The sequence below is a fragment of the Nocardia sp. NPDC004123 genome, from assembly GCF_053603795.1.
This window is the reverse complement of the sequence record NZ_JBSGGG010000004.1, coordinates 381,444-407,876: the sequence shown is the minus strand read 5'-3', so window position 1 is coordinate 407,876 and position 26,433 is coordinate 381,444. Positions and strand designations below refer to the sequence as shown.

Here is a 26,433-nt window from a genome sequence, read left to right as displayed (position 1 = left end):
GAGGAGCGGCTGCTGCGCGCGATCTTCGGTGAGAAGGCGCGTGAGGTGCGTGACACCTCGCTGAAGGTGCCCCACGGTGAGTCGGGCAAGGTCATCGGTGTGCGCGTGTTCTCGCGTGACGACGATGACGATCTGCCCCCGGGCGTGAACGAGCTGGTGCGTGTTTACGTCGCGCAGAAGCGCAAGATCCAGGACGGCGACAAGCTGGCCGGCCGCCACGGCAACAAGGGTGTCATCGGCAAGATCCTCCCGCAGGAGGACATGCCGTTCCTGCCCGACGGCACGCCGGTCGACATCATCCTGAACACCCACGGTGTGCCGCGTCGTATGAACATCGGCCAGATCCTCGAAACCCATCTCGGGTGGATCGGCAAGGCGGGCTGGAACATTCGGCTCACCGACGGCATTCGCCCCGACTGGGCGCAGCGTCTGCCCGCGGAACTGCTGTCCGCACAACCGGATACCAACCTCGCCACCCCGGTCTTCGACGGCGCCCGCCCCGAGGAGCTGACCGGTTTGCTCGGCTCGACCCTGCCCAACCGCGACGGCGAGGTCATGGTCGGCGAGGACGGCAAGGCCACCCTCTTCGACGGCCGCACCGGCGAGCCGTTCCCCTATCCCATCGCCGTCGGCTACATGTACATCCTCAAACTCCACCACCTGGTCGACGACAAGATCCACGCGCGTTCGACCGGTCCGTACTCGATGATCACCCAGCAGCCCCTCGGCGGTAAGGCGCAGTTCGGTGGTCAGCGCTTCGGCGAGATGGAGTGCTGGGCCATGCAGGCGTACGGCGCGGCCTACACCCTGCAGGAACTCCTCACCATCAAGTCGGACGACGTGGTCGGCCGGGTGAAGGTGTACGAGGCGATCGTCAAGGGCGAGAACATCCCCGAACCGGGCGTCCCCGAATCCTTCAAGGTCCTGCTCAAAGAACTCCAATCCCTCTGCCTCAATGTCGAAGTCCTCTCCGCCGGCGCCGCCGTCGAACTCCAGCAACCCGACGACGACTTCGACCGCGCGGCGACCAATCTCGGAATCACCCTCACCCACAACGAATCCGCCACCATCACCGACCTGACCAGTTGATCCACCCGGCCGTGTGCCGCGCCCCAGCTCCCCGGGACGCGGCACACGCGCTGGTTCCAGCATTGTGACGGCTCAATATTGCGACGGCTCAACGCGGTTGGCAGGATGTCCGCCGTATGTCTTTTCATTCGAATAGTGCCCGGGACAGTCTCGAAGGGCTGTCCGTCGGGGATGCGTTGGGGGCGCAGTTCTTCGTGCCCGGGCGTTCGGTGTCCGAATTGATCGCCGGTCGGCCACCGGCCCCGCCGTGGGAATGGACCGATGACACCGAAATGGCCTGCACAGTGTTCGACGAGATCCGGGCGCGGGGCCGAATCGACCGCGATGCGCTGGCGGCGGCGTTCGCCGATCGGTGTGAGCCCTATCGGGGATACAGCGGCGGTACCGTCGCTCTGCTGCACCAGATTCGCGATGGCCGGCCCTGGGCCGAGGCGGCGGGCGCGCTGTTCGAGGGGCGCGGGTCCTGGGGCAATGGCGCGGCGATGCGGGTAGCCCCGCTCGGCGCGGCGTTCCCCGGGGAACTGGACCGGGTGGCGGCGCAGGCCGCGTTCTCGGCCGAGGTGACGCATCGGCACCCGGAAGCGATCATCGGCGCGATGGCCGTCGCCGTCGCGGCGAGCCACGCGGCGGCCATGCGCGGAAAACACTGTGCGCCAAACGAATTGCTCGACGCTGTCGAGCCGTATCTGGTGGACGGGCGTACCGCCGACGGCGTGCGCCGGGCGCGGAAGCTGCTGGGCCGATCGGTTGCCGAGGCGGCGTACGACCTCGGCAACGGCGCACAGGTCACCGCCCACGACACGGTGCCGTTCACACTCTGGACCGCCGCAACCTTCCTCCGGGACTACCCGGCCGCGATCATCGCGTGCGTCGAAGCGGGCGGCGACGCCGACACCACGGCCGCGATCGTCGGCGGAATCGTCGCCGCCCACACCGGAATCGGCACCGACGGCGACCTGTGCGGGGTGCCCCGCGAATGGCTGTCGGCGCGAGAACCCCTGCCCTCCTGGGTGACGACGCCCGCACGGTAAACGTCGGGCGGCACAGGATCCGAGACCACTACCCACCGGGCCGGCTACATCGACGGCGCCGCCGAATCCGGCCACCGCGCGGACGGGGAGATCGCGCCCTGCCTCTCGCGGAGCAGCGTGCAAGCGGTCGGGAGCAGGCCCGCAGATCCGGATCACACCGACCGGCGCAGGGAGCGTTCGTCGATCCGGAAGTCGCCGGCGGGCGCGGTGTGACAAGTCGCCGGCGGGCGCGGTGTGACCGGGCTCATGCCGGCGCGGGGACGAGTCCCCGGTCGCGGCAAGTGTGATGCTTGTCGGATTCCCTCTGCGGTAGACCGATCGTCATACTTGATCGTGGTTTCGTGGCGGGCGGTCGTTGCTCGCCGTATCGATCAAATGCTGGGGACCGCCCGTGGGTGCGGTTCGAAGGGTTCCCCGGCAGTTCTGGAGATCAGGAGGGTTGATGGATCGCCGTCGAGTGGCAGTCGGGATTGTTGTCACCGGTCTCGCATTGAGTGCTCCCATCGTGGCGGTGGGCACGGGCTTGGCCGGGGCGGCACCGGTGACGGAGGGGTGCCACAGCGGTACCCGGGTTCCCACCGAGGACCCGCACGAGTACGACTCGTGCATCGCGGGTGAGTGGGGCAATGTGCGGCGGTGCCCGCCGTTCACGGTCGTCGATCAGACCGTGGACGGCGACGTCCGCTGCGTGGACGAGTAACGTTCGCGCCTGCGGCACACGGGTTCCGGGGGATCGGCCTGCGGCGCCGTGCGCCGCTGACGGGCGCTAGCCGGCGGCGACCACCCGGGGCGCGGCAAGACATTCCTCGACGAGGCGAACCGCCTCGGGCAATTCGATGTGGTCTTCCGGGTAAGCCCCGAGATGACCGCCGTCGGGGAGGACGGTGGCGACCGCGCCGAGCTCGCGGACCAGAACGCCCACGTGCTCGAGCGGGTCGGGCGCGTTGACCGGGTCGTCGATGGCCTGGAGCACCCGGAACTGCTTGGCGGCGGCGCGGATTCGCATCCAGTCGAAGTCACCTGCGAAGAAGCCGGCGAGCAGGTCGTAGCCGACCTCGTGGACCGAGGCCGAGACCAGGACGACACCGGCGAAGACCCCCGCGGCCGGATCGTGCGCCTCGAGCACGCGCAGCACATTGACCGCGCCGATGCTGTGGCCGACCAGCACGGTGTCCTCGGGCCGGCTCGCGGCGGCGGCCTCCGCCAAGGCCTCGCGCCACGGATCACGCTGCGGCGCATCCGAATTCGGCAGGTTGGGGATGACGACCTGATGCCCCCGGCCGGTCAGCTCGCCACGGAAGGGGGGAAACCAGACGCTGTCCGCCCGGGCTTGCAGTCCGTGCGAGACCACGATGGTGCTCACTGCTCAATAGTCCTCTCGTTGTCGTTCCGACCATCGAGCCTGCACGACGACACTGGCATTCGACTGGCAAGGCCCCCGCCGCCGTGCCGAGCGGGCGCCGGTGCCCCGCTATTGCGCTACGGCGCGGATGATCTCGGCGACTACGGCCGGTCGGGACTCAGCGCCGAGCGCTCCAGACCCCACGGGGAATCGTCCGGGAAGGCGGCGTCGGCAGCGGACTGGTCACCGGCGAAGGAGGCGTGGAACTGGGCGAGGGCGTGCATGCAGCGGATATGGGAGGCGTAGTGGGCCAGCGCCAGCAGGTTGCGCGGAGCCGCCCACATGAGCAGCTGCTCGCTGAGCTGTTCGAGGGTCGCGACCTCCCCGCGGGCGGCCGCGACCAGGCCGCGCAGGAACTTCCCGGGCCCGGCGGTGGTGAGATAGCCGAGCTGGGCGCACAGCCGCAGCCCCTCCGCGGTGACCTCGATCAGGTGATCCCAAGCGCCACTGAAGAAGTCGTCGTTCCCGAGCAGGAACAACGCGTCGATGGCCCGCGCCACCGCGCCGCCGTCGCGGCCGTCGTCGATCACCCGTTGCAGCGGTTCCCGGACCCGTCCGGCCCGATCCAGATACGCACCGGCGGTCGCGACGCGCACGATGTGCACCGGATCGGCGGAGAACCGCAGCTGGTCCAGGGCCGCATCGAGATCCGTCAGGGCCTTGGCCCCGGCGTGCGCGGGATCGACGAACGGCCCGCCGAGCAGTGACAGGGCATCGGCCGGGTCCGGCAGCACGCGGTCGAGCGCGGCCCGGATCTCGGGCCACAGCTCCTGGCGGCCGCTGTAGAAGCCGATGTACAGCAGGGTGTGCAGGGCCTCCACCACGGTGTCCGGGTCGCCGGGTGTGTCGTCTGCGGTGCGCAGCGCGGCCAGCAGCAGGCGGCTCGCGGTCGCGACATCACCCTCGCTGTTGAGCAGTTGGAAGGCCGCGGCGAGCGCCGCCTCCAGCGAATGACCGCCGGTCTCGGATTCGCGGGCGCCACGTAGCAGGCGGCCGGTGTCGGAGAGATCGCCGGTGACGAGGGAGCCCAGGTAGGCCGCCCGCGCGGTCCGGCGGGCCTGGTCGCCCGCGGCCGGGCTCAGTTCCGCCGCTCGCAGCATGGTCGCGGTGGCCCGCACACTGTCGCCGTCGTGCAACATGCGCTGGGCGACCGCCTCGAGCAGGCCGGCCACATCCTCATCGGGGCCGGTCGCGGCCTGGCCGAGGTGCCAGGCCGCGCGCTGCGGCGAGTCCGCGAAGGCGTCGGCGAGGGTGCGGTGCACGGCCCGGCGTTCGCCGCTCGTCGACAGCTCCACCACGGCCGACCGGATCAGCGGATGCCGGAATTCGAGGCGGCCGGTCCGCGGATTCGCCCGCACAATTCCCGCCTGCTCGGCCGCCGCCGGATCCCCCGCACCCTGCGGGAGCGCGATGCCGTCGGCGAGGCTCATACCCTGGTCCGCGCCCCCGAGCACGACGACCAGCAGCGCGCGCCGGGTCTCCGGCGGCAAGGCCTCGATCCGGGCGGCGAACACGCGCTGCAGCCGCCGGGTCAACGGCAGCACCTCCGGCAAACGCCCTGTGGCACTGCGATTTTCGAGGGCGATGGGCAACTCCAGCAGGGCCAGCGGATTGCCCCGGGCATCGGTACGCAGCCGGCGCCGCACCGCGGCCGGGAGGGCGGGGAACTCCGATTCCAGCAGCTCCTCGGCGCTGTGATCGTCCACCGGCTCGACCTCCCGGATCCGAAACCCGCTGCGCGTGAACGCATCACCGGCATCGGAGCGCACCGCCGCCAGCAGCCGGATATCGGTGTCTCCGAGGCGGCGCAGAGCATAGATCAGCACCATGCTGCTGGCCAGGTCCAGCCATTGCACGTCGTCGATCACCAGCAGCACCGGACCGCCCTCGACTCCGGCCCAGACCCCCAGCAGCGCAAGGGTTGCCGCGCCGGCGAGCAGGGTCGTGGGCAGGCTCCCCGGCTCCAGCCCCATGATCACGCGCATGGCGTCCCGGTGCGATGCCTCGAGCCGATCGACGTATCCGGCCATCGGTTGCAGTAGTTGGTTCAAGCCGCCGAACCGCAGGCCCGCCTCGAATTCCAGGGCGGCCGCACGCAGCACCCGGGTCCCGTGCCAGGCCGCGATCTCGGCGGCCGCGTCCAGCAGCGCGGTCTTGCCGACCCCGGCCTCGCCGCTGAGCACCAGCACGGTGTCATCGCCCGGAACGCCGGTGACGAATGCGGAGATCACCTCGATATCGACCGCCCGACCGACCAACATCCGCCACCACTCTCCCACCGCACCACATCGTCCCGATCATTCTGACTACGCGGCATTCCAGGCCCCGCGCATTTCGGGGAATACCCGCCGGATCCGCCCACTCAGTGGGCGCAGGTGCGAGCCGGGTGCGGCCGGCGAATTGCACGGCGGGCTGGGCGGCGATGGTTCGGCGGGTGAAGCGGCAGAGGCGGGCAATTCCTACCGCCGGAACCGGGCGCTGACCGGGCAAACCCCCAGAGATCCAACAAGTGAGCGCACGCTCAGGACATTTGACCAGTTGCCCGCGAATTGCCATGGGGGCCGATAAGTTACATCAAACCCTTTGTTACACATATCAACTCGAATAGCTCCGAGGTGACCATCCCCACAGCGCCGAAACAGCGATTCCGGTTGAACGCCCAACCTGGAATCCGTAAAGTTACTCACTAGTTAGGCACGAAGGTGTTCCTACCTCGGCCCAACATTCTGCTAGGGGGCCAATCGCATACCGTCCGCATCCACCGACGCATGTCGGACGAACACCGTTGGATACCAACAGGTTCGTACTTTAAGGAGGGGACGATGGTTTCCTACATCGTCACGGGCGGAACCGGATTCCTGGGCCGGCGCGTTGTCGCCGCGCTGCTGGAGCGCGACCCGGAGGCCGTGGTCCACGCACTGACGCGTGAGGCCTCGGTGGCCAAACTGCGCGAGCTGGCGGCGGGCTGGGGCGCCGAGGATCGGGTGTTCCCGCTGGTCGGAGACCTGGCCGTGCCGGGACTGGGCCTGCCGGAGGGCGCCGGCAGCCGCTTCTCGGAGGCCCCCCGGGCCGATCACATCATCCACCTCGGCGCGGTCTACGACATGACCGCCGACGCCGAGGTCACCTACGCGGCCAATGTGCAGGGCACCCGCTCGGTCATCGATCTGGCCCTGGAACTCGGCGCGGTGCTGCATCACGTCTCGTCGGTCGCGGTCGCGGGCGATCACAAGGGCAAGTTCTTCGAGGACGATTTCGACCTCGGCCAGGGCCTGCACTCTCCCTATCACCGCACCAAGTTCGAGGCCGAGAAGATGGTCCGCGAGGCCGCGGGCCTGCGCTGGCGGGTCTACCGCCCGGCCATCGTGGCCGGCGACTCCCGCACCGGCGAGATGGACAAGATCGACGGGCCGTACTACTTCTTCCCCGCCATCGCGGGGCTGGCGGCACTGCCCTCGGAGCTGCCCATGCCGATCCCCGACCTGGGCGCCACCAATATCGTGCCGGTGGACTACGTGGTCGACGCCATGGTCGAGCTGATCGGCAAGCCCGGGCTCATCGGCCGCACCTTCCACCTCACCAACCCCGAACCGCAGCCGTTCACCGAGATCTACAACGCGCTCGCCCGCGCCGCCGGCGCGCCGACCGCCATCGGCACCGTGCCCGGCTCGCACACCGCGCTCCACGCCCTCGGCGGGCTGCCGGGCGTGCCCGCGGTGCGGGACTTCCTGCTGGAGCGCTTCGGCATTCCCGCCGAGGTGGCCCCGCACACATCCTTCGAGTCGACCTTCGTCTCCGAATCCACCCGGGCGCAGCTGCGTGGCAGCGGCATCGAGGTGCCGGCGTTCGAGGACTATGCCGCCGCCCTGTGGAAGTACTGGCGCGCCAACCTGGATCCCGATCGCGCCCGCCGCATCGAGGGCGATCGCCTCGCGGGCCGCATCGTGCTCATCACCGGCGCGTCCAGCGGCATCGGCCTGGCGACCGCGCACGCGGTGGCCAAGCGCGGCGCGACCGTGCTCATGGTCGCGCGCACCGAGGAGGACCTGAACGCCACGGCCGCCGAGGTGCGCGCGCAAAGCGGTGCGGCGCAGGCGTACGTCTGCGACATCACCGACGAGAAGTCGGTGGAGCTGCTGGTCAAGCAGGTGCTGGCCGATCACGGGCACGTCGACTACGTGGTGAACAACGCGGGCCGCTCGATCCGCCGCTCGGTGGTCAACTCCACCGATCGCATGCACGACTTCGAACGGACCATGGCTGTCAACTACTTCGGCGCGGTGCGGCTCATCCTGGCGCTGCTGCCGTCCATGCGGGAGCGCCGCTTCGGGCACTTCGTGAACATCTCCTCGATCGCGGTGCAGACCAAGGTGCCGCGCTTCGCGGCATACGTGGCCAGCAAGTCGGCGCTGGACAACTTCAGCGAGATCGCGGCGGTCGAGAACGCCGACGCCGGAATCACGTTCACCTCGGTGCGCATGCCGCTGGTGCGCACCGCCATGATCGCGCCGACCGACCTGTACAAGTCCATCCCGGTGCACAGCCCGGATCAGGCGGCCGACATCGTGGTGCGCGCGCTCGAGCACCGGCCCAGCCGGATCGACACCCCCATCGGCACCTTCGCCCAGGTCGTCGACACGGTCATGCCCTCGGTGAAGCGCGCCATCCTGCACCAGGGCTTCCGGATGTTCGGCGAGTCCAAGGCGGCGCGCAAGCCCGCACCGGTCGCCCCGGTGAACGCCGAAACCGCCACGGTGGACGCCGAAACCGCCACGGAGAAGCCGGAATCGCGCAGCCCGCTGCTCGCGCTGGCCCCGATCGTGCAGCCGCTCATGGGCCTGCCCGCCCCGGCCGCGCGCATCACCAACCGCATTCCGGGCCTGCACTGGTAAACAGCCCGTCCGCCAATACGGTTCGGCCCGGTGTGGAACAGCACACCGGGCCGGCCGTTGTTCGGTATCCGCGGTCCGGTGGTGGGCGAGGCCCCAAGTGCCGTGACACCTGACGCCCCCCGAACCGCGGATACCCGGACCCCGCTCCGGGGTCTCGTCAGCAAGTCCACGAGACCGCCCGGGAGCCGGGCCCTTTCCCCTCCCCGGGGTCAGATGCGGTCCGCGGCGAAGTTCGCCGCGTCCACCAGATCGCTGCCGTAGGCGACGTGCGCGTTGGCGTCGATGCCGGAGCCGCAGATGGGATCGCCGCCGGTGCACCAGTCCCCGGTGCGGAACTGGTACGCGCCGGGCACATTCCAGCCCAGGCCACGCATGGGGTCACCGAACAGCAGCACCGCGACGACGCGCTCGCCGAGGTAGCCCGGCAGCTGCACCCGGCCCGGATACCAGGACACCACGCCGGTGCCCAGTGCGGCGTGCACGACCGCCGCGCCCTGCGAGTAGCCGACCAGGACGAACTCCTGGCCCGGGCAGGCGGCGGCCGCAGCAGTCAAGTGTCCCACCAGATCCGCGCTTCCCGCGCCCACGGTGAACGAGTAGTCGGCGGGGTAGTTCACGCGATACGAACTCGTCGAAACGGGCAACCGATCCTGCAGCATGCCGTAGAGCGGATCGCCGATCTCGTCGCCGAGCCACCCCGGTTCGCCTGTGCCCCTTGCCACTACGACGTCCACCGCGGCGCATCCCGCGTCCGCGTGGGCCCTCGATGGTGGAACGAACACGGTCGCGATCGTCAGCATGATCGCGAGACCCCAAGCCGTACGCCACTTTCCGGGCAGTAATACCTTCCGGTCGCCCATTGTTCTCACCTCTCACGTCGTTGTGAGAAGCCCAGTGACTCTTGTCATTGACTAGAGACCGATCACCGGGCCATGTGACCCAAGGTAAGAATGGTCCAGGAGGGCGGCAACGAATTCCACTGGAGAGACACCTGATTGGTACCCAAACGTTTCATCATGAAACTTGTTATCTACGTGCTACTTCGGGGCTACGAATCGGCCACGGACGGGATCCGGACCACACCGCGAACCACGCGCAAAATGGAACTAGTTCTCATAGTGTGTTGGTATGGAACGACTTACCGGGCTCGATGCGAGCTTCCTCTATCTCGAAACAGACACCCAACTCCTGCACGTCTGCGCAATGCTGATACTCGATCCCGCCGCCGACGGGGTGAGCTACCAGCACGAGGCCTTCAAGGCCGAACTCGGGCGACGGCTACACCTCATCCCGGCCATGACCCGGCGGCTGCACGCGGTGCCGCTGAACCTCGATCATCCGGTCTGGGTGCGGGATTCGAACTTCGACCTGGACTACCACGTGCGCCGGCTCGCGCTGCCCGCCGGGGCCGGGGACCGGGGACTGGCCGAACTCGCCGCCGACATCGCCGGACGCCCCCTCGACCGGGGCCGGCCGCTGTGGGAGATGTGGGTGGTCGAGGGCCTGCCGCACGGCAAGGTGGCGGTCATCTCGAAGTATCACCACGCCATCGTGGACGGCATCACCGGCACCAACATGATGATGCACCTGTGCGATATGCAGCCGGGAGTGTCCTACACCCCGCCCGCCGAGATCGGCCCGGCCGAAACGGAACCCAATGATCTGCAGCTGGCCGGGGAGGCGCTGCTGAAGCTCCCGGGCCGGCTCGGGATGGTCGGCATGGTGCCCAAGACCGTTGGCATTCTGGGCGGTCTGGTGCAGCGGCGGCGCGGCAACGGAAGCCGCGGCATGCCCTTGCCATTCACCGCGCCGCGCACGCCGTTCAATCGGGCAATCACCCAGCATCGCGCCATCTCCTTCGTCCAGACCGAGCTGTCGGATATCAAGGAGATAAAGACCGCCTTCGGGGTGAAGGTCAACGACGTGGTACTGGCGGTGGTCGGCGGCGCGCTGCGCAGCTACCTCGAGGTGCACGACGAACTGCCCGAAACCTCGCTCATGGCCTCGGTTCCGGTGTCCACGCACGAGACCTCACGCCACGAGGAGGGCACCAACAAGGTGTCGACCATCTTCGCGCGGCTCTACACCGAGATCGAGGATCCGGTGGCGCGGGTGCTGGCCATCGCCGAGGACAATCGCGGAGCCAAGGAGGAACACAATCTGATCGGCGCCGACTTCCTCCAGGACTGGGCGAAGTACGCGCCGCCCAACACCTTCCAGCTGGCCGCCCGAGCGTACTCGTCGCTCAAGCTGGCCGAGCACCACCCGGTGGTGCACAACCTGGTGGTGTCGAATGTGCCCGGGCCCAATTTCCCCATGTACTTCCTGGGGGTCCGGGTGGCGTCGATGTACCCGTTCGGGCCGGTGTTCCACGGCGCGGGACTCACCGCCACCGTGATCTCCAACAACGGGCACCTGGACTTCGGGTTCATCGCCTGCAGGGAACTGGTGCCGGATGTGGGCACCATCGCCGACGCCGTCCCCGAGGTGATCACCGCGCTGCTCAAGGCGGCGCGCGAAAAGGCCTGAGCCCGGCCCGAATTCGCTACATCCGATCCACCACCGATTGAACGGCCTCGAGGAACACCGGGACAAAGACGTCCGCCTCGAGTGCGCAGGCCGCGTGACCGGCCTTGACGAGGAAGATCTCCGCTCCCGGAATCGCCTTCGCCATCTCCAGCTGACGGAAGACGGGCAGCGCCCGATCCCGCGTGGTGATCACCACCGCCGTCGGCACTTTCAGCGTCGGCAGCCAGTCCGACGCATCGAAACGCCCCAGCACCGCGAGCGCCTGTGCGAGCGCCCAGCCGCTGGTGGCCCGCAGTTCCGCCATGGCCCAGCGATCCATCCGGCCCACCGGCCACGAGGATTCGGGCAGCGTGGGCAGTTTGTCGCGGCGCAGTTCGGCGCGGCGGAAGGACCATTCGGAGAACAGCGTGGCGGTGGCCGACCAGCCGCGATGGAAGGCCCGCTCGCGCCACTTCTCCTGGAACCTGTAGGTGGTGGCGGCCAGTACCAGCCCGCCCACGCGATCCGGGTGCCGGTGCGCGGTCAGCTGGGCGACCACGCCACCCATGGAATAGCCTGCGAGAATGGGGCGTTCGACGCCCACCGCATCGGCGACGGCGACGACGTCATCGGCGAGATCGTCGAGATCGAAACGCTCGGAACGGATTCCGTGACCGTGCCAGCGCTGATCGAACAGAACCACGCGGTAGCGCTCGTTGAGTTCGCGCAGGCACGGGAACCAGTTCAGCATGGCGGTGGTGGCCATGCCGTGCAGCAGCAGCACTGTCGGCGAATCCGCGGCCGGACCCGGCAGGTCCACCACGTAGGTCGAGCCGCGGCCGGGCAGCTCCACCATCGCGCCCTGCGGCACCTCGGTCAGCCGGGAGATGCGCGGCGAGAGCCGCCGGCCACGGCGGGGCGCGGCGGCGGGCGTGGTCAGGTCCGAGCTGGGGTTCGTCATCGAAGGCCTCCCGGCACACCGCCTCGGCGGTCGAAATGGAACACGTTCCACTTTATGATGCCACACCGGGGACGGACCTGCGGGTTACGGCTCGCAGGCGTCCGGGACGGCGACGACCGTGGTCACGACCACCGGAGCGGCCGGCGGGGGCGGGGTGACGGGCGGGTCGGCGGGGATCTCGGAGAGGCGAATTCCGGTGTGGCGCACCTGCCCCGGCTCCAGGGTGACGTCCGAAACGAAGGCGGCGTGACCGTAGATATCGATCACCTCGGCCGTGAAGGGGCCCGGACCAAGACCGGAGAGGTTCCAGTAGTTGTCGTTGCCGCGCCGCAGGGGCCGGTAGTCACCGCCCGAGGCGGGGCGCAGTGCGACCTGACGGATGGGATTTCCGGTGCCGGAGAACAGGATTCCGATCCAGCTGGGCGAGGAGCTCGGCTGCACGCGGTAGAAGAGCTCGGGCGCCGGATCGGGGTCGCGCACCTGGCTGATCCGGATCGGCGCGACACCGTCGGTGGCCTCGGCGATGACCTCGAAAGCCGAACGGCTCAAATCGTATTGGTCCGGGCCGCAACCGGGGCAGCGGTCCACGACCAGGGCCCGGACGCTGCCGAGCGGGCCGTCGATATCGACGTAGGAGCCGCAGGGGGCGGAACCGTCGTACTGACCGGTCGGGACCCCGACGTAGTAGCCGTCCAGCGGCAGACCGGGCAGCGAGCACGCCGCTACGCCCTGATCGAAGGCGTAGAACCGGGCCTCCCCCGGTTCCGGGGCCGGCTCCGACTCCTCGATGTGAATCTGCTGTGGAGTAACCGAACTCAGTGCAGCAACCGCGGGAAGCGTGAGGACGGTTGTGGCGGGTGAGGCCGTACTACAGCTGAGGGACTGCGGTCTCATCCACCACGTGGCCAGTCCCACCACCACCGCTCCCACCAGAATCGTCCACAACCATGGCCTGCCAGAATGGACCTCTTCGTGTCCGGTGCGGTGCATGGCCGGTCCCCAACCCTCCGTATTGTGTTTGCTGACGCGATGCTGCACTCCACCTCAGGAAAGCAGCCGACGCCGTTTCGCCGGGCTCGAATCGGAAAGTCGGAAGGGAAACGGCGGCGTGTTGTCGGCGTGTCCTGGGGTTAGAACCGCAGGCCACGGCGCTTCGTATGTCCGGGTATCCCGCATCTCCGGATGCCCGCTCGCCTCAGGAGACCGCCGCCATGGCCCAGCTCGCGCCCTTCTACCGGCAGGTGCAGTCCCACTACGACCTGTCGGACGCCTTCTACGCGCTGTTCCTCGACCCGACCATGACCTACAGCTGCGCCTACTTCGACCGCGCGGGCATGAACCTGGAGGAGGCCCAACTGGCCAAGATCGATCTGGCCCTGGGCAAGCTGGGACTCGAGCCCGGGATGACACTGCTCGACGTCGGCTGCGGGTGGGGGTCGACCATGATCCGGGCGGTGCTGACCTACGGGGTACGGGTAATCGGACTGACCCTGAGCCGCAATCAATTCGAGTCGGTCCAGACGCGGCTGCGGGAACTCGGCATCTCCGAAGCCGAAGTGCGGCTGCAGGGTTGGGAGGAATTCGAGGGCACCGCCGATCGGATCGTCAGCATCGGGGCCTTCGAGCACTTCCGCAAGGAGCGGTACGCGGAATTCTTCACCCGGTGCCATCGGATGCTGCCGCCGGACGGACGCATGCTGCTGCACACCATCATCGGGCGCACCCTGGCCGAGCTGCGGTCCGCCGAGATCCCGGTCACCCGCGAGGATGCGCTGTTCCACATCTTCGTCAAGCGGGAGATCTTCCCCGGAGGCCAACTGCCGCAACCCGATACGGTCCCGCGGGAGGCGGAGGCGGTGGGCTTCCGGACCTCGCGGATCCAGTCGCTGCGGCCGCATTACGCCAAGACCCTCGACCTGTGGGCGGCGGCGCTGGAGTCGCATCACGACGAGGCGGTCCGGATCACCTCCGAGGAGGTCTACCAGCGGTACATCCGGTACCTGACCGGGAGTGCGCACTATTTCCGGGCGGGCCACCTGGACGTCGTGCAGTTCACCCTCCAGAAGTAGGCACCAGGACCGCTGCGCCCGCGAATCGCCCGTGGGCCAGATCCCGGAGAGCCTGATCGGCGGCCTCGAGCGGGTAGGGATGGACGGTCACCTCGAGGCGATGGCCGCCCGCGAAGGCGAGGAAATCCCTGGCGTCCTGGCGGGTATTGGCGGTGACGGATCGAATCTCCCGCTCCTGGAACAGATGCCGCTGGTAGTTCAGTGGCGGAATGTCGCTGAGGTGGATTCCGGCGATCGACAGCACCCCGCCACGATCCAGCGCCGCCAGGGCGGGCAGCACCAGATCACCCACGGGCGCAAAGAGAATCGCCGAATCGAGTGGCTCGGGGGGTGCGTCGGCGGCACCCTGCGCCGAGGCCGCGCCCAGCTCCAGCGCGAGCTCCCGGGCCTCCTTGTCGCGGGTCATCACATGGACTTCCGCGCCCTGCGCCAGCGCCACCTGCGCCGCCAGATGGGCGCTCCCGCCGAACCCGTAGATACCGAGACGTCCACCCTGCGGCAGCGCCGCCCGTCGCAACGCCCGATACCCGATGATGCCCGCACACAGTAGCGGTGCGAGCTCGGCATCGGTGTATCCGCCGGGCAGGGGTAGCGCGTAATCCGCTGGTACGGTGGCGAATTCGGCGTAGCCGCCGTCGGCGTCCCAGCCGGTGTAGCGCGACTCGGGGCACAGGTTCTCCTCGCCCCTTCGGCAGAACCTGCACACTCCGCACGTGTGCCGCAGCCAGGCGATCCCGACCCGATCGCCCACCCGGATCTCACCGTCCACCCCCTCCCCCGCCTGCACGACCTCACCGACGACCTCGTGCCCGGGGACCACCCCGGGCCGATGCACCGGTAGATCCCCCTCGGCGACGTGCAGATCGGTCCGGCACACCCCGCATGCCAGCACCCGGACGAGCAACTCCCCGGCGGCGGGTTCGGGTACGGACATCTGTTCGAAGATCACCGGCCGCTCATCGACGGGGCCCGGCCGCTCGACCCGCCACGCTCTCATCGTCGCCATTCCCCCAGTCTCCTCCCGCCGGGCTCGCGGCCGGGAGAAACCGCCCTGGTTCCAGGGCGTCGCGAGGGCCGCCATCAGAGGTTGATTCGGGGTTTCGGCGTGGGCATCGTGCGCGACCGGTAGCGCCTGGGCAAGCCCCGGAAAAGAATGGGGCGACCAAACCGGCGGAAACCAGTTATTCTGCAGCCTGATCGACGCCCGGCCTCGCCGAAAATTCGGTGTTGCCGGGCGTTTTTTCGTGGTCTGGGAGGGATGGATGTCAACGATCGACGCGGCGCCCGAGGTGGACGCCGCCGAAGCGGCAGCCGATCCGGTGCCGTTCGCCTGGCGCGGCGTGCTCGCCGTGTCCCTGGGCTTCGCCATTGTGCTCGGCGTGCCCGCGGCACGGGTCAATTACTTCGGCGATGAGCTGTACTTCCTGGCGGCCGGTCGGCGGCTGGCGTGGGCCTATCCGGACCAGGGGCCGCTGGCGCCGTTCGTCGCGCACCTCATGGATGTGATCGCGCCGGGTTCGGTACTGGCGCTGCGGATTCCGGCGCTGTTGCTTATGGCGGCCGCGGCGGTGGTGGCGGCCGCTACCGCGCGGGAGCTGGGGGCGGGGGCGCGGTATCAGGTGCTCGCCGCGGCGGCCTACGCGGTCTCGCCGCTGGCGTTCAACCAGATGCAGCTGATCACGCTGACCTTCGACATTCCGCTGCAGGCGGCCATCGTCTGGCTGCTGATTCGCTGGGTGCGGACCCGGCAGGACTGGCTGCTGATCGTCGCCGGCCTGGTAGCGGCGGTGGCGTTCCAGGCGAAGTGGATGATGCCGGGTGTGTGGGCGCTGCTGGGTCTGGGCGTGCTGATCGCCGGACCGCGCGAGTTGCTGCGCCGCCCGGCGCTGTACGTCGGCACGCTGATCCTCACGGTCTCGATGATTCCCGGCATCCTGTGGCAGATGGATCACGACTGGGTGGAATCCAAGATGACCGCGATCATCGCCCAGGAGCAGTACGCCGCCCACACCGGACCGCTGGTCTGCGCGGTGGAGATCGCCGTCCAGTGCGGCCTGCTCGGCGGCCTGCTGAGCATCCTGGGCCTGTGGGGCCTGGTGCGGCTGGAGTCGTTGCGGCCCTACCGTTTCGCCCTGATCGCGGGCGTGGGGCTGCTGGTGATCGTCCTCGTCGAGAACGGCCGCTCGTACTACGTCGCGGGCTTCTGGCCGGCCCTGATCGGCGCGGGCGCGTTCGCGCTGAGCACGGTCGAGGCGCGGCGTCAGGTGCGCAAGGCGGTGAACGCCGTGGCGGTGCTGTCGGCCGTCCTGTTCACGGCGTGGATGTGTGCGATCCCGGTGCCGTACAGCTGGGCGTGGGCCCGGGACTTCACCGGGATCGATCGCCCGATCACCGACCAGGCCCAGTACTGGCAGCGCGAGTCGCTGACCGGCCCGGCCGGCTACGAAACCTTCACCAAGGCGGTCGCCGACGCGGTCGCCGGCCTGCCCGAATCCGAGCGCCGCGACACCGCGGTGGTCGCGACCGCGTACGTGCAGGCCAGCGCCCTGGAGGAATTCGGCCGCGCCTACAACATGCCGCCGGTCTACAGCCCCAACCGCGGCTTCGGCTACTTCGGCCCGCCGCCGGACTCGGCCCGCACCATCGTCTACCTCTCCGTGGACGGCGTGGGCGACAAAGAATTCCTCGCCAAGTTCGCCTCCACCACCCAGGTCACCCGCCTCGACGACCCCAACGGCCTCCCCGGCCTGGAACGCCTGGTCACCGTCTACGTCTGCCATGATCCCCTGCAACCCTGGTCCGGGGTCTGGCCGGGCCTGATGACCCTCACCTTCCCCAGCGGAATCTGAGCTACCCGAGCCGGTGTGCGGCCGCGGCGTCACCCGCCGCGGCCGTACTCGTTTCGCCGCCGGACGGCTTGCGGCGGCTGATTCCGCGGTCGCGGGGTGGGGTCAGAGGGACATCTTGCCGTTGTCCACGGTGTAGATGGCGCCGTGGACCGCGGAGGCTTCCTCGGAGCAGAGGAAGGTGATGACGTTGGACACCTGGGCCGGGTCCATGAGACCGCGGGCGGACGCGGTTTTCATGATGAGGGTGTAGTCGGGGTCCGTGGGGAAGGTGAAGTTCTCCAGGAGGGGCGTGGTCATGCCGCCCGGGCAGACGGCATTGATCCGGATTGCGCTGCTGTCGAATTCGAGGGCCATGGCCCGGGTGAGCCCGATGAGGCCATGTTTGGCGGCGCAGTAGCCAGCCGAGTAGGCCTGGCCCTCGAGGCCGGCGATCGAGGCGACGTTGACGATGCAGCCGCCGCGCTCGAGCAGCTGCGGGAGCGCGGCGCGGGAGAGGAAGAACGGCGCACTGAGGTTGACGGCCAGGTCGTACTGCCACTCCTCGTCACTGATCTCGGCAGTGTGCCGCATGGTGTGCGCCCCTGCCGCATTGACCAGAATGTCGATCCCGCCGAATCGCTCCGTACACGCCTGCACCACCGCCGCGGACGCGCCCGGATCAGTGAGATCCGCTGCCAGCCAGCCTGTTTCGCCCCCTTCGAGTGCCGCCTGCAACCGTGCCTCGTCGCGCCCCACCCCGAACACCCGAGCCCCGCCGTCACGCAGCGATTGCGCCACGGCCCGCCCCAACCCGGAGGATGCCCCGGTCACCACCGCGACCCGGCCCTCGAACCGCCCGGCACCATTGCCCGCCATACCGTCTCCATTCCATCCCCGGGCAGCGACGAGACCGCCACCCGCTCGAGCGGCCTCCAAAGTAGCTCAGCCGGCAGCAGTAGCTCAGCCGGGAGCGAGGACCGACAGCCTCATCGTGCCCGGTCGAAGACGAACAGGTCGCGCCCGCCGAAGGGCGCCGGCCAGCGGTCCGGGTCGAAGACGATCTCCCGTAACCCGGCCGCCCGCGCTGCGGCTCGGACATCGTCGCGGGACAGCACGCGCCGTTCCTGGAGGGCGATACCGGCCGCCATGCCGGAATCCACGCAGCCGACCAACCGGGAGAACTGAAAGGCCAAGCGCCCGAAGAAGAATCCGCGCACCACCAGCGACGCGCGGCCCAGCCGGCCGTCGCTGGTGGACTGGAGCACGATCACGCGCGACGCCACCCGGGCCGTCTCACCGAGCACGGCCGCGGGATCGGCGGGGAACTGCAGGACGTGCAGGACCAGCGCTGTCTCGAAGGCGTCACGGGGAAACGGCAGCACGCCGTCCGCGCACAGCACCGGCCCGTGCCCCACGACATGCATGTCCACGACATCGGTTTCGATCACGTCGAGCCCGGTGATCTTGCGCAGCAGGTCCGCATTGTGGCCGGTCCCGGAGCCGACATCGAGCACCCGCCCGGCCCCGGGCAGATACGGTGCGATCCGCTCGGCGATGCGCGCCGCCCGCTCGCCGGCCGCCCGCTCGAGCCGGGCCTTCACGCCACCCGCTCCGGATCGTGGAGCAGCCCGGTCACCTCGACGCCCACAGTTGATCTCCTCCCCACCCGGCGAACATAGCACCGTCCGCGGACGGCCCTGGGCAGCCGCGCGAGTGAGGTCATTCCGGGTCGCCGGCGAGTGCAATCCGGAGGAAGGAGACCAGTTGGTTGCGAACACGGTCCTGGGTGAGGCCGTCGGATCCGGCGCGTAGGGCCGCCAGCAGCGCCGAGACCAGGATCGAGAGTAGGACCTCCCCCGCGATCTCGGGATCGAGCGACGGATCCAGGTACCCGTGGGCGATCCCGCGCCGCACGACGTCCACCGATTGCGCCCCATAGGCGCGGGCATGGTGCAGGCAGCGGTCCAGGACTCGATCGTCGATCGAAGAAGCCTCCAGCAGAAAGAAATTCACCAGCCCGCGTTCGGTCTCGACCAGGTCATAGCAGCGGTCGACGACACGGGCGTAACGCGCGCAGAAGGCGTCGAGGGTAGCGGGGATGTCGTCCCCCTCGGGCCCCAGCAGGCGGGTGCGAATGAGGGTGAAGCAGTGGTCGATGACGGCGTCGAGAATGTCGCGCTTGTTGGCGAAGTAGTTGTAGAAGGTGCCGTGGCTGACCCCGGCGGCCGTGGCGATGTCGTCCACGCCGATGCCGCGGAAGCCACGCGTGATCACCAATTCGTAGGCGGCGCCGACCAATTCGGCCCGGCGCTGTGCGGCGCGCGGGTGACGGCCGCGCTCTGCCCGGCCGGCTGTCACGGCGGGGCGCTCCGGGGGCGCAGGGTCTTGACGAGGACGTCGATCATCACGGTCATGCTGCGCTCCCGGATGCCCGGATTGCCCGCGCCCAGCAGTTCCCGCATGATCCACGGCCCGACCATGGTGAGGATGGTGTGCCCCAGCACGTCCGGGTCGATATCGGGACGAATCCATCCTTCCTCCGTGCCGCGTGTCAGTTCCCCCGCAATGAGCGAGGCGATCAGCGCCTCCAGCCCGAGCAGCCGGTGCGCCAGCTCCGGATCGATGGCCCCGGCCTCCACCACCAGCAGCCGCAGCACCTGCGGCTCCCGTTCGAGCAGGCCCCAGAGCCGGTCGAGGGCCGCTCGCACCGCCGTGACCAGCTCGCCGACCTCGCCCGCGGCGCCGAGGACGGTGTCGAGTTCCATGGCGTCGGTCACCTTCTCGATGCCGAGATCGATGACGTGGTCGAGGATTTCGCGCTTGCTGCCGAAGTAGCGGTAGACGGTGCCCTGTCCGATCCCCGCCCGGGCGGCCACCTCGGAGATGGCGGTGGCCTCGTAGCCGTTGGCGGTGAAGACCTCGAAGGCGGCCTCGATGATCTGCCGCCGACGCCGCGACGGGAGTTCGGGCTGCGGCGGCCGCCCGATGCGTCGCGAGGCTATTTCGCGGCCCCGCCCTTCTGGCCGAGGTCCTTGGGGCCGTAATCGGTGACCAGCCAGTCGCCGCCGCTCTTGGCCACGGTCAGCACCAGCAGGTTCGGCACGGTCGCCGGGTCGGTCTGCTGCACGTTCTGGGTTTTCTGGGTGGCGTAGACGGTGACGGTGTACTGGTCGTTGCCCTTGGCCTCCACCGAGCTGCCGACCACATCGCCGGTCGCCACCACCTGGGCGTCGGTCATGATCTTGGCCAGGGTGTCGTGCACCTGGGTGTACCTGTCGCGCAACGCATCCGAGGTGCCGCGCTCCACGCCGTCGAAGAAGGCGGGCAGGTTGCGGTAGTCGTAGGTGAGCGAGCGCAGGGTGTATTCCTTGGCCACCTGCGCGGCGCGGTCGCGGTCGGCCCGGCCGTTCTTCAGCGCGTGATAGTCGCCGGAGGCGTTGTGCCAGAGCACGCCGAGGACCACGGCCACCACCGCGAGCACGGCAGCGGCGACGGTCACCACCGGGTAGGCGCGTTCGCCGAAACTCTTGACGGGCACGGCTTTCGAGGGCGCTGGGACCGGAATAGAGATCGGTTCCGCCGCGCCGGTCGGCTCGGCGGCGCCGGTCTGCTCGGTCGCTCCCGTCTGCTCGGTTGGGCCGGTCTGCTCGGTCTCGTCGTTGTGCGCGGTGTTCTCGTTCTCACTCACGAATTGCCTTCTCTCTAGCGAGGAATGTCGATGGCCACACGGGCGGCGCCGTCGCCCGGGAACACCGTGGACAGCAGGTCCACGATCGAGCCGGCGTCGACGCGCAGCGGTTTGATCGCGCTGGTCGCGGGTTTCAGGACGGTGGCGATATGGCTCAGGTCGGGCCCGATCAGCTGCAGATAGTCATTGATCTTGGTGACCAGCGGCCCGATCGGATCGTCGTAGATCTTTTCGCCGATATAGGAGTAGTTCTGGAACGCGGCGATGATGTGCAGCAGCTCCGGCAGCGCGGTGTCGATGTCCGCGGCGGCCGCACTCAGAGTGGGGGCGCGCCCGTCGAACTTGTCGCCGAGGTTCTGCACGTTCGCGTACAGCCGCGCGATGGCATCGCGCTTGTCCCGCACCAGGTTCGCGGTGCCGACCAGCGCCCTGCTCAGGTTGGCGACATCGGCGTCGCGGCCCTCGAAGCCGGCGGCGACCGTGGTGGCCAGGTTCTGCAGCTTGGCCGGATCCAGTTGCGCGGTCAGCGCGTCCAGCTCGGCGAGCGCGTCACCGACCGTGGTCGCGATCTTGACCTGCCGGTTCGGCACCACACTGCCGTCGTGCAGGAACGGCCCCTGGGTGCCGCTCGGCCGGAAGTCGAGGAATTGCTCGCCCGCCGCCGACAGGTTGGCGATCTGCACCACGCTGTCCACGGGAATCCGATATTTCGAGTCGTATTCGAGGGTGACGGCCAATCCGCGGCCGGTGGCGCCGATATCGCGGACCTTGCCGATGGGCAGGCCGCGCAGCGTCACCTCGGAGGTCTTCATCAGGCCGCCGGAGCTGTCCAGCAGCACGGTGACGGTGTTGTGCCGGCGGCGCGGGTCCAGATTCAGCACGCCGACGGCCAGGTAGCTGCCGCAGACCAGGGTGAGCACCAGTAGCATGACCAGCGAAACCGGCCCGGAGAGTGAGAGTTTCATCTAGGGCACCATCCCGATCGAGCGCAGTGTGGTGATCAGCTGGTCGGCCTGCACCTCGGCGGACACCCGCTGCACCTTCACATCCGGGGCGCTGAGGAAGGGGATGATCTTCTCCTTCAGCAGGGTGTGGAAGGTGTCGAGGTCGGCCGCCAGGGTCAGGTCGGCGTATCCGGCCGTGACCGCGGTCGGCGCGAGAATCGACACGATCGAGCGGAAGTCGCCGACGTGCGGCAGCAGCAGGTCGCCGGCGTTCTTGGCCAGCGGGCCGCCGCTGATGATCAGGTTGACCACCGCCAGCAGCACATCCGACAATCCGGCGGCCCGGTCGGGCCCGAGCGTGAGGATCTGGTCCACCGCCCCGCGGCCGGATTCCAGTTTGGCGGTGATCTGCTGGGCCGAGGTGAGAATGCGATTCAGATCGTCGGTGTGCGAGGCCATGTCGTGCAGCGCCGCACGGCCCGCCGCATTGATCCGGTCCAGCTCGGCCGGATCCGACGGGAACGCCGCGTTCACGTCGGTGACCAGCTTCTGGATATCGGACCAGCGTCCACCGGTGATGATGTTGGACAGTGCCCGCAGAATGTCCTCCACATTCGTGGCGGGAACGGTCTGCGACATCGGGATCACATCACCGTTGGCGAGGAACGAGGTGTCCGCGTGCTGGGGCGCTTCCAGCGCGATGTGGATATCGCCCAGAATCGTGGACTGCCGCAATTCCGCGGTCGTGTTCTTCGGCAGTTTGGCGTCGGTGTGCAGTTTCACCGTCGCCACCGCGGTGGTGCCGATCAGATCGATGTGATCGAGCATGCCGACCTCGACGCCGTCGGCGATCACCTTGGCGCGGTCCGGCAGGTTCAGCACCGAGCCGAATTCGATTCGCACGGTGTAGGTGTCGCCGGAGGGATAGGTGCCCGGAATCGGGATGTCGGTGGCCTTCACCCCGCAGCCGGTCAGCACCAGCGTGGCCGCCGTGATGAGCGGCGCCAGCCGGATCGCGGTGCGTCTCAGGACCGGTGCGCGCCTCATTTCGCACCCACTTGCGGGAGTTGCGCGGCCAGTGGCGGGAGGGCGGCCAGCAGCGAAGTGATATCGCCCTCGTGCTGCTGGACGAAGGTGTGCGCCTGCGGCAGTACCGCATCCAGCAGGCCGAAGATCTGCTGATCGTATTTGCCCACATTGCGGGCGATCACCGGGAGGAACTCCACCGCGATATCCACCGCACCGGAGAATTCGGCGGAGAACTGTCCGATCAGCTGGAGCCCGGCGCGCAGATTGTTCAGCACCTCCGCCATATCCGGCCAGTTGGTCACGAACATGGTGGTGAGCTGGTCCAGATTGTCGACCAGCCGCCGGAAGACGGCATCCTTCTGGGTGGGATCGCCGATCACCGCGGACAGCCGCTGCAGCAATTGATTCCATTGCTGCCCGGTGCCGTCGATGGCATTGTTCGCCGCGGTGAGGGTGTCGTCGAGCAAGGTGTCGGGTTTGCCGCCGGTACCGCCGCCCCCGGTCAGGTCACCGGCGAGCTTTCCCATGGCGTCGAGCGCCTCGCTGATGCCGATCGGCGTTCTGGTCCGCTCCAGCGGAATGCATCGCGAGGTGTCGAATCGGGTGCCGCCGGTGTACGGCTTGGTGAGTTCCACATGCCGGTCCGTCACAATGGAACTCGACATGGTGACGGCCTGGATATCGGCCGGGAGTTGCACCGAATCATCGACGCTCATGGTGACCCGCATGCGGTCGCCCATGGCCTCGATCTTGGCGACGGTGCCGACCTCGACGCCGAGCATGGTCACGCTATTGCCCTGGTAGAGGCCGACGGTATCGGTGAATTCCGCGCACACGCGCTGTTTCGGATCGCGTTTCGAATTCGCCCACGACACCCCGGTCACCCCGGCGGCCACCACCGCGACGGCGACCCCGGCGGCGAGTGCTGCCCTGCCCCATTTCATTCAGCACGCCTTGCCTTCGTAGGGAATGCACAACTGGACTCCGGCGGCCGGCTGATCCACTTTCAACTGAGTACCCAGCATCCCGTTGAGCCGGTTGATGACATCGCGCATCCCGTTGATGACGGTGTCGATCCGATCCGGGTCCGCGGTCACCTTGGAGACCAGCTGCTCGAATTGCGTCACCGACGGCTCGATGCTGTCGCCGTAGGCCATGATCGGCCGGTGCAGGATGACCAGCAGCCTTTTGAGCAGGTTGAACATGCTCACGATGTCGTCCTTGCGATTGCCCAGCTGGTCGGCCACGGCGCCCAGCTGTTTCACGAAATCCGCGAGCAGCGCCTTGTCGTCGGCAATGGCGGCGATGTACTCGTCGGACACCTCGAGCGCGCTGTTGAGCTGGTCGGTGCGCTCGGCGAGCAGCCCGGTCAGCTCGTTGGCATTGCCGATGACCCCGCGCAGCGCGTCGGGCTGTTGCGCCAGCGCCGAATTCAGCTGCCCGATGGTGCCGCGCATGGTGGCGGCGTCGACCTTGCCGAAGATCGGGGTGCCCTTGTCGAGAATGTCGCTCAGCTCGAACGGGGTGGCGGTTCGCTCCGGCGGAATGTGCTTCGCGGCGAGCTCCTTGTCCCCGGCCGGGGACAGCGCCAGGTAGTGGCCGCCGATCGGGGTCAGCATCTTGACCTCGACCGCGGACCGATCCCCCACGCGCACCTCGTGATTCACCGTGAAGCTGACCTCGACGTGGTCGCCGACCAGGTCCACGGCGCGGATCTTGCCGACATTGATGCCGGCCACCCGCACCTCGTCCCCCGAGCGCGCACCACCGGAGATCTTGAAGTCGGCGACGTAGGTGCGCTGCCCGAACGGGATCACATACAGCGCCCCGGCGATGGCCAGCGCGATCACGCACACCATGACACCGGCCATCCCCCAGCGTAATTGGGTGTTCTGGTCCCCGCGCCCGGTGAGTACGTCCCGAATCAGCTCGCCGGCATAGGCGATCAGTGCTCTCATCAGTTGCACACCACCAGTTTCTGGTTGGACAGGATGACGCCGACCACGGCCGGGAGCGCGGCCTCACCGTGCGAGCACGTGATGCGCGGCTGGTAGCCCTGACCCGGCACCGATTGGTTCAGTCCGGTCACCAATTGCGGCGTGAGGGCGAGGATCTGGGTGAGCTGATCGGTCTGCGGCACCAGCCGCCGCAACAGCCCGTCGACCGGTCCGTAGCCGGTGTCGAAGGCGTCGCGACCCTCCTCCAGGATCGGAACCATCGGCCCCAGCACGCCTTTCGCGGTGTCGACCGCGCTCAGCATGGTCCGGGTCTTGGCCGTGAACTGGTGCAGGATGCCCGAGAGCTGCTGCACCAGATCGCCCACCGCCTTGGACTTGCCGCCGAGGGAATCGGCGACCATCCCAAGATTCCGGATGAGCAGCACGATCACGGCCTCGCTGTTGCGGGCGTGCTTGGTGAGTGTGTCCAGATCCGCCAGCACCGGCCCGATACCCGAGCCGTCGCCCTGGATGACCCGCAGCAGGTTGGTGCCGAATTGGTTGAGCTGCGCCGGATCCAAGGTGTCGAACATCGGCTCGAAGCCGTTGAACAGCTTGGACACATCGAAGCTCGGTATCGTCCGCTCCACCGGAATCGTGCCTCCGGCAGCCAGTTTCGCTCCACCCTGCCCCTCGGTGAGCAGCTCGACGTACCGCTGTCCGATGAGGTTCTGATAGCGGACCGCGGCCTTGGTGTTGTCGTATACCGGCCGCGTCCGATCCACCGTGAAATGCACCCGCGCCCGAGTACCGTCCAGCGACACCGACTCCACCTTGCCGACCGCGACGCCGGACATGCGCACCGAGTCACCGGCGAAAAGCCCGGAGACATCGGTGAACACGGCATCGTAGGTGACCTTGTCACCGGGAATCGGGGTGCGCAGCGCCGTCACGATGAAGGTGGTGCAGGCGGCCACGACCACCAGGAAGACGGTCAGCTTGAGGGCCGATTTGGTGATGTCGCTCATTTCGCCCCTCCCGCCAGCGAATCGGCCAGGTACGGCATGGTTTTTGCGATCAGCTCGAGCTGTAGCCGGACCCGGCCGTCCACCACCGGGAAGGCGCCGTCCATGGCCTGCAGCAGATTCGGCACCCGGTTGTAGGCCGGGGCCACCGACCCCACCGACACACTGATCGGCACCGCCAGGTCCAGAATGCTGTCGAGGATCTTCTGCAGATCCGGGTTGTTCTGCTGCAGCAGATTCGAAAGCCCCACCAGCACCGCGTCGTTCACGCCATTGGTGGACTTGTTGGTGCGCGCCTGGTTCTCCGGATCGCCGAAGTAGGCGCTCTGCTCGAGCACGGCCAGGATGGCGTGCCCGGCCGAGGGGGTCAGGTCCCGGAACGCCCCGGTCATGTCCCCGCCGATGCGCAGGTAGTGGGCCAGGGTGTTCTGCTGACCGTCGGCCAGCAGCTTCGCGGTCGCGAAGAACGACTGCAGTACCGGGCCCATGCTCGGGGCATTGTCGAGCAGCAGGTCGAACAGCCGGTGCACCGCCGCCGAATCCAGCACCTGGGTGAGGCGCGCGGCGCGCCGGAAAACCCCGGCCACGGTGGCATTGGTGGCGTTCGCCCCGATCTGCAGCACCGTGTGCTCGCGCAGCTTCCTGCCGTCGGTGCCCGGCACCAATTCGATGGCGCTGGAACCGAATACGTTCGACGAGGTGAAGCGTGCGCTGACGTCGTCGGTGAGGGCGTCGGCCTGGCGGCGCTCGATCGCGAGACCGATGCGCTGATGCCCGTAGCCGACGGTCTCGACCTTCTCGACGGTGCCGATGGCGTAGCCGCGGAACTTCACCTCCGCGCCCGGGGCCAGGCCCTCACCCAGCGTCGCGGCATCGACGGTGACCTCGAACCGGTCCGAGAAACCGCCCCGCGCATAGGAACTCACGACAATCGTCACAGTGACGAGCACGATGGCGACCACCAGGCCGCGCGCCCGCAGCATCCAGGGACCGGCGCTACGGCCGGAATAGTCCTTGAACACGGCCATGT

24 protein-coding genes are annotated in these 26,433 nt (G+C 68.4%); 7 read left to right on the top strand and 17 right to left on the bottom strand.

Annotated elements, in window-relative coordinates; all coding sequences use genetic code 11:
- From ACWEQQ_RS08090 to ACWEQQ_RS08080, 3 genes are all read left to right on the top strand, one after another.
- On the top strand, positions 1-1,089 hold a 1,089-nt coding region (locus ACWEQQ_RS08090), incomplete at its 5' end, for a DNA-directed RNA polymerase subunit beta (RefSeq protein ID WP_452347687.1).
- A 116-nt stretch (positions 1,090-1,205) separates the two neighbouring features.
- Positions 1,206-2,120 (top strand): ADP-ribosylglycohydrolase family protein, encoded by a 915-nt coding sequence (locus ACWEQQ_RS08085; RefSeq protein WP_452347686.1) that lies wholly within the window; start codon positions 1,206-1,208, stop codon positions 2,118-2,120.
- Between the two features lie 442 nt (positions 2,121-2,562).
- Positions 2,563-2,820 carry a hypothetical protein gene (locus ACWEQQ_RS08080; RefSeq protein ID WP_452347685.1) on the top strand — a complete coding sequence of 86 codons (258 nt, stop codon included), beginning with the start codon at positions 2,563-2,565 and terminating at the stop codon, positions 2,818-2,820.
- Positions 2,821-2,886: 66 nt separating this feature from the next.
- Here ACWEQQ_RS08080 and ACWEQQ_RS08075 read toward each other — a convergent pair whose 3' ends face one another.
- Both ACWEQQ_RS08075 and ACWEQQ_RS08070 read right to left on the bottom strand, forming a co-directional pair.
- The gene (locus ACWEQQ_RS08075) at positions 2,887-3,483 is read right to left on the bottom strand and encodes an alpha/beta fold hydrolase (protein ID WP_452338787.1); all 597 of its coding nucleotides are present in this window, start codon (positions 3,481-3,483) and stop codon (positions 2,887-2,889) included.
- Positions 3,484-3,623: 140 nt separating this feature from the next.
- The gene (locus ACWEQQ_RS08070; protein ID WP_452347684.1) at positions 3,624-5,783 is read right to left on the bottom strand and encodes an AAA family ATPase; all 2,160 of its coding nucleotides are present in this window, start codon (positions 5,781-5,783) and stop codon (positions 3,624-3,626) included.
- Positions 5,784-6,344: 561 nt separating this feature from the next.
- Here ACWEQQ_RS08070 and ACWEQQ_RS08065 point away from each other — a divergent pair.
- Positions 6,345-8,414 (top strand): SDR family oxidoreductase, encoded by a 2,070-nt coding sequence (locus tag ACWEQQ_RS08065; RefSeq protein WP_452347683.1) that lies wholly within the window; start codon positions 6,345-6,347, stop codon positions 8,412-8,414.
- 209 nt (positions 8,415-8,623) lie between these two features.
- On the opposite strand, the gene ACWEQQ_RS08060 is transcribed toward ACWEQQ_RS08065, so the two are convergent.
- Positions 8,624-9,274, bottom strand: a complete 651-nt coding sequence (locus tag ACWEQQ_RS08060; protein ID WP_452338790.1) for a cutinase family protein — start codon at positions 9,272-9,274, stop codon at positions 8,624-8,626.
- 268 nt (positions 9,275-9,542) lie between these two features.
- Between ACWEQQ_RS08060 and ACWEQQ_RS08055 the strand changes: the two genes are divergently transcribed.
- Entirely contained in the window at positions 9,543-10,943 is a 1,401-nt protein-coding gene (locus ACWEQQ_RS08055; RefSeq protein ID WP_452338791.1) for a WS/DGAT/MGAT family O-acyltransferase, read from the top strand.
- Positions 10,944-10,959: 16 nt separating this feature from the next.
- On the opposite strand, the gene ACWEQQ_RS08050 is transcribed toward ACWEQQ_RS08055, so the two are convergent.
- Together ACWEQQ_RS08050 and ACWEQQ_RS08045 are read right to left on the bottom strand one after the other, a co-directional pair.
- On the bottom strand, positions 10,960-11,883 hold the full coding sequence (locus tag ACWEQQ_RS08050) for an alpha/beta fold hydrolase (RefSeq protein ID WP_452347682.1): 924 nt from the start codon (positions 11,881-11,883) through the stop codon (positions 10,960-10,962).
- A gap of 84 nt (positions 11,884-11,967) precedes the next feature.
- Positions 11,968-12,873, bottom strand: a complete 906-nt coding sequence (locus tag ACWEQQ_RS08045; protein ID WP_452347681.1) for an expansin EXLX1 family cellulose-binding protein — start codon at positions 12,871-12,873, stop codon at positions 11,968-11,970.
- A 221-nt stretch (positions 12,874-13,094) separates the two neighbouring features.
- Here ACWEQQ_RS08045 and ACWEQQ_RS08040 point away from each other — a divergent pair, with 221 nt between their 5' ends.
- Complete coding sequence (locus tag ACWEQQ_RS08040) at positions 13,095-13,952, top strand: cyclopropane mycolic acid synthase family methyltransferase (RefSeq protein WP_379385373.1); 858 nt, start codon at positions 13,095-13,097, stop codon at positions 13,950-13,952.
- On the opposite strand, the gene ACWEQQ_RS08035 is transcribed toward ACWEQQ_RS08040, so the two are convergent.
- The gene (locus tag ACWEQQ_RS08035; protein ID WP_452347700.1) at positions 13,936-14,949 is read right to left on the bottom strand and encodes a zinc-binding alcohol dehydrogenase family protein; all 1,014 of its coding nucleotides are present in this window, start codon (positions 14,947-14,949) and stop codon (positions 13,936-13,938) included. The genes ACWEQQ_RS08040 and ACWEQQ_RS08035 overlap by 17 nt on opposite strands.
- 265 nt (positions 14,950-15,214) lie before the next feature.
- On the opposite strand from ACWEQQ_RS08035, the gene ACWEQQ_RS08030 reads away from it, so the two are divergent.
- Positions 15,215-16,801, top strand: coding sequence for an ArnT family glycosyltransferase (locus ACWEQQ_RS08030; protein ID WP_452347680.1), 1,587 nt, complete (start codon positions 15,215-15,217; stop codon positions 16,799-16,801).
- 102 nt (positions 16,802-16,903) lie between these two features.
- Here the strand turns inward: ACWEQQ_RS08030 and ACWEQQ_RS08025 are convergent, their stop codons facing one another.
- The 11 genes from ACWEQQ_RS08025 to ACWEQQ_RS07975 form a co-directional block, all read right to left on the bottom strand.
- A complete protein-coding gene (locus ACWEQQ_RS08025; protein ID WP_452347679.1) occupies positions 16,904-17,656 on the bottom strand; it encodes an SDR family NAD(P)-dependent oxidoreductase in 753 nt (250 codons plus the stop codon).
- A gap of 110 nt (positions 17,657-17,766) precedes the next feature.
- Positions 17,767-18,381, bottom strand: coding sequence for a class I SAM-dependent methyltransferase (locus ACWEQQ_RS08020; protein WP_452347678.1), 615 nt, complete (start codon positions 18,379-18,381; stop codon positions 17,767-17,769).
- Between the two features lie 118 nt (positions 18,382-18,499).
- On the bottom strand, positions 18,500-19,138 hold the full coding sequence (locus tag ACWEQQ_RS08015) for a TetR/AcrR family transcriptional regulator (RefSeq protein ID WP_452338797.1): 639 nt from the start codon (positions 19,136-19,138) through the stop codon (positions 18,500-18,502).
- Entirely contained in the window at positions 19,135-19,716 is a 582-nt protein-coding gene (locus ACWEQQ_RS08010; protein ID WP_452347699.1) for a TetR/AcrR family transcriptional regulator, read from the bottom strand. The genes ACWEQQ_RS08015 and ACWEQQ_RS08010 overlap by 4 nt, the downstream gene beginning before the upstream one ends.
- A gap of 62 nt (positions 19,717-19,778) precedes the next feature.
- Positions 19,779-20,468: a hypothetical protein gene (locus ACWEQQ_RS08005; RefSeq protein WP_452347677.1), complete on the bottom strand. Its 690-nt coding sequence runs from the start codon at positions 20,466-20,468 to the stop codon at positions 19,779-19,781.
- Between the two features lie 14 nt (positions 20,469-20,482).
- On the bottom strand, positions 20,483-21,433 hold the full coding sequence (locus ACWEQQ_RS08000) for an MlaD family protein (RefSeq protein ID WP_452347676.1): 951 nt from the start codon (positions 21,431-21,433) through the stop codon (positions 20,483-20,485).
- Positions 21,434-22,459 carry an MlaD family protein gene (locus ACWEQQ_RS07995; RefSeq protein WP_452338800.1) on the bottom strand — a complete coding sequence of 342 codons (1,026 nt, stop codon included), beginning with the start codon at positions 22,457-22,459 and terminating at the stop codon, positions 21,434-21,436.
- The gene (locus ACWEQQ_RS07990; RefSeq protein ID WP_452347675.1) at positions 22,456-23,385 is read right to left on the bottom strand and encodes an MCE family protein; all 930 of its coding nucleotides are present in this window, start codon (positions 23,383-23,385) and stop codon (positions 22,456-22,458) included. The genes ACWEQQ_RS07995 and ACWEQQ_RS07990 overlap by 4 nt, the downstream gene beginning before the upstream one ends.
- Entirely contained in the window at positions 23,386-24,399 is a 1,014-nt protein-coding gene (locus ACWEQQ_RS07985) for an MlaD family protein (RefSeq protein WP_452347674.1), read from the bottom strand.
- Positions 24,399-25,406, bottom strand: a complete 1,008-nt coding sequence (locus tag ACWEQQ_RS07980; protein ID WP_452347673.1) for an MCE family protein — start codon at positions 25,404-25,406, stop codon at positions 24,399-24,401. The genes ACWEQQ_RS07985 and ACWEQQ_RS07980 overlap by 1 nt, the downstream gene beginning before the upstream one ends.
- On the bottom strand, positions 25,403-26,431 hold the full coding sequence (locus ACWEQQ_RS07975; RefSeq protein ID WP_452347672.1) for an MlaD family protein: 1,029 nt from the start codon (positions 26,429-26,431) through the stop codon (positions 25,403-25,405). Before ACWEQQ_RS07975 ends, ACWEQQ_RS07980 begins: the two co-directional genes overlap by 4 nt.
- Positions 26,432-26,433: the final 2 nt, after the last annotated feature.

Coding starts and splice junctions, on each gene's coding strand:
- ACWEQQ_RS07985 (WP_452347674.1), bottom strand. CDS start 24,399: ATGAGAGCACTGATCGCCTATGCCGGCGAGCTGATTCGGGACGTACTC.
- ACWEQQ_RS08065 (WP_452347683.1), top strand. CDS start 6,345: ATGGTTTCCTACATCGTCACGGGCGGAACCGGATTCCTGGGCCGGCGC.
- ACWEQQ_RS08080 (WP_452347685.1), top strand. CDS start 2,563: ATGGATCGCCGTCGAGTGGCAGTCGGGATTGTTGTCACCGGTCTCGCA.
- ACWEQQ_RS07990 (WP_452347675.1), bottom strand. CDS start 23,385: ATGAAATGGGGCAGGGCAGCACTCGCCGCCGGGGTCGCCGTCGCGGTG.
- ACWEQQ_RS07980 (WP_452347673.1), bottom strand. CDS start 25,406: ATGAGCGACATCACCAAATCGGCCCTCAAGCTGACCGTCTTCCTGGTG.
- ACWEQQ_RS08000 (WP_452347676.1), bottom strand. CDS start 21,433: ATGAAACTCTCACTCTCCGGGCCGGTTTCGCTGGTCATGCTACTGGTG.
- ACWEQQ_RS08060 (WP_452338790.1), bottom strand. CDS start 9,274: ATGGGCGACCGGAAGGTATTACTGCCCGGAAAGTGGCGTACGGCTTGG.
- ACWEQQ_RS07975 (WP_452347672.1), bottom strand. CDS start 26,431: ATGGCCGTGTTCAAGGACTATTCCGGCCGTAGCGCCGGTCCCTGGATG.
- ACWEQQ_RS08055 (WP_452338791.1), top strand. CDS start 9,543: ATGGAACGACTTACCGGGCTCGATGCGAGCTTCCTCTATCTCGAAACA.
- ACWEQQ_RS08040 (WP_379385373.1), top strand. CDS start 13,095: ATGGCCCAGCTCGCGCCCTTCTACCGGCAGGTGCAGTCCCACTACGAC.
- ACWEQQ_RS08045 (WP_452347681.1), bottom strand. CDS start 12,873: ATGCACCGCACCGGACACGAAGAGGTCCATTCTGGCAGGCCATGGTTG.
- ACWEQQ_RS08035 (WP_452347700.1), bottom strand. CDS start 14,949: ATGAGAGCGTGGCGGGTCGAGCGGCCGGGCCCCGTCGATGAGCGGCCG.
- ACWEQQ_RS08070 (WP_452347684.1), bottom strand. CDS start 5,783: ATGTTGGTCGGTCGGGCGGTCGATATCGAGGTGATCTCCGCATTCGTC.
- ACWEQQ_RS08050 (WP_452347682.1), bottom strand. CDS start 11,883: ATGACGAACCCCAGCTCGGACCTGACCACGCCCGCCGCCGCGCCCCGC.
- ACWEQQ_RS07995 (WP_452338800.1), bottom strand. CDS start 22,459: ATGAGGCGCGCACCGGTCCTGAGACGCACCGCGATCCGGCTGGCGCCG.
- ACWEQQ_RS08025 (WP_452347679.1), bottom strand. CDS start 17,656: ATGGCGGGCAATGGTGCCGGGCGGTTCGAGGGCCGGGTCGCGGTGGTG.
- ACWEQQ_RS08085 (WP_452347686.1), top strand. CDS start 1,206: ATGTCTTTTCATTCGAATAGTGCCCGGGACAGTCTCGAAGGGCTGTCC.
- ACWEQQ_RS08030 (WP_452347680.1), top strand. CDS start 15,215: ATGTCAACGATCGACGCGGCGCCCGAGGTGGACGCCGCCGAAGCGGCA.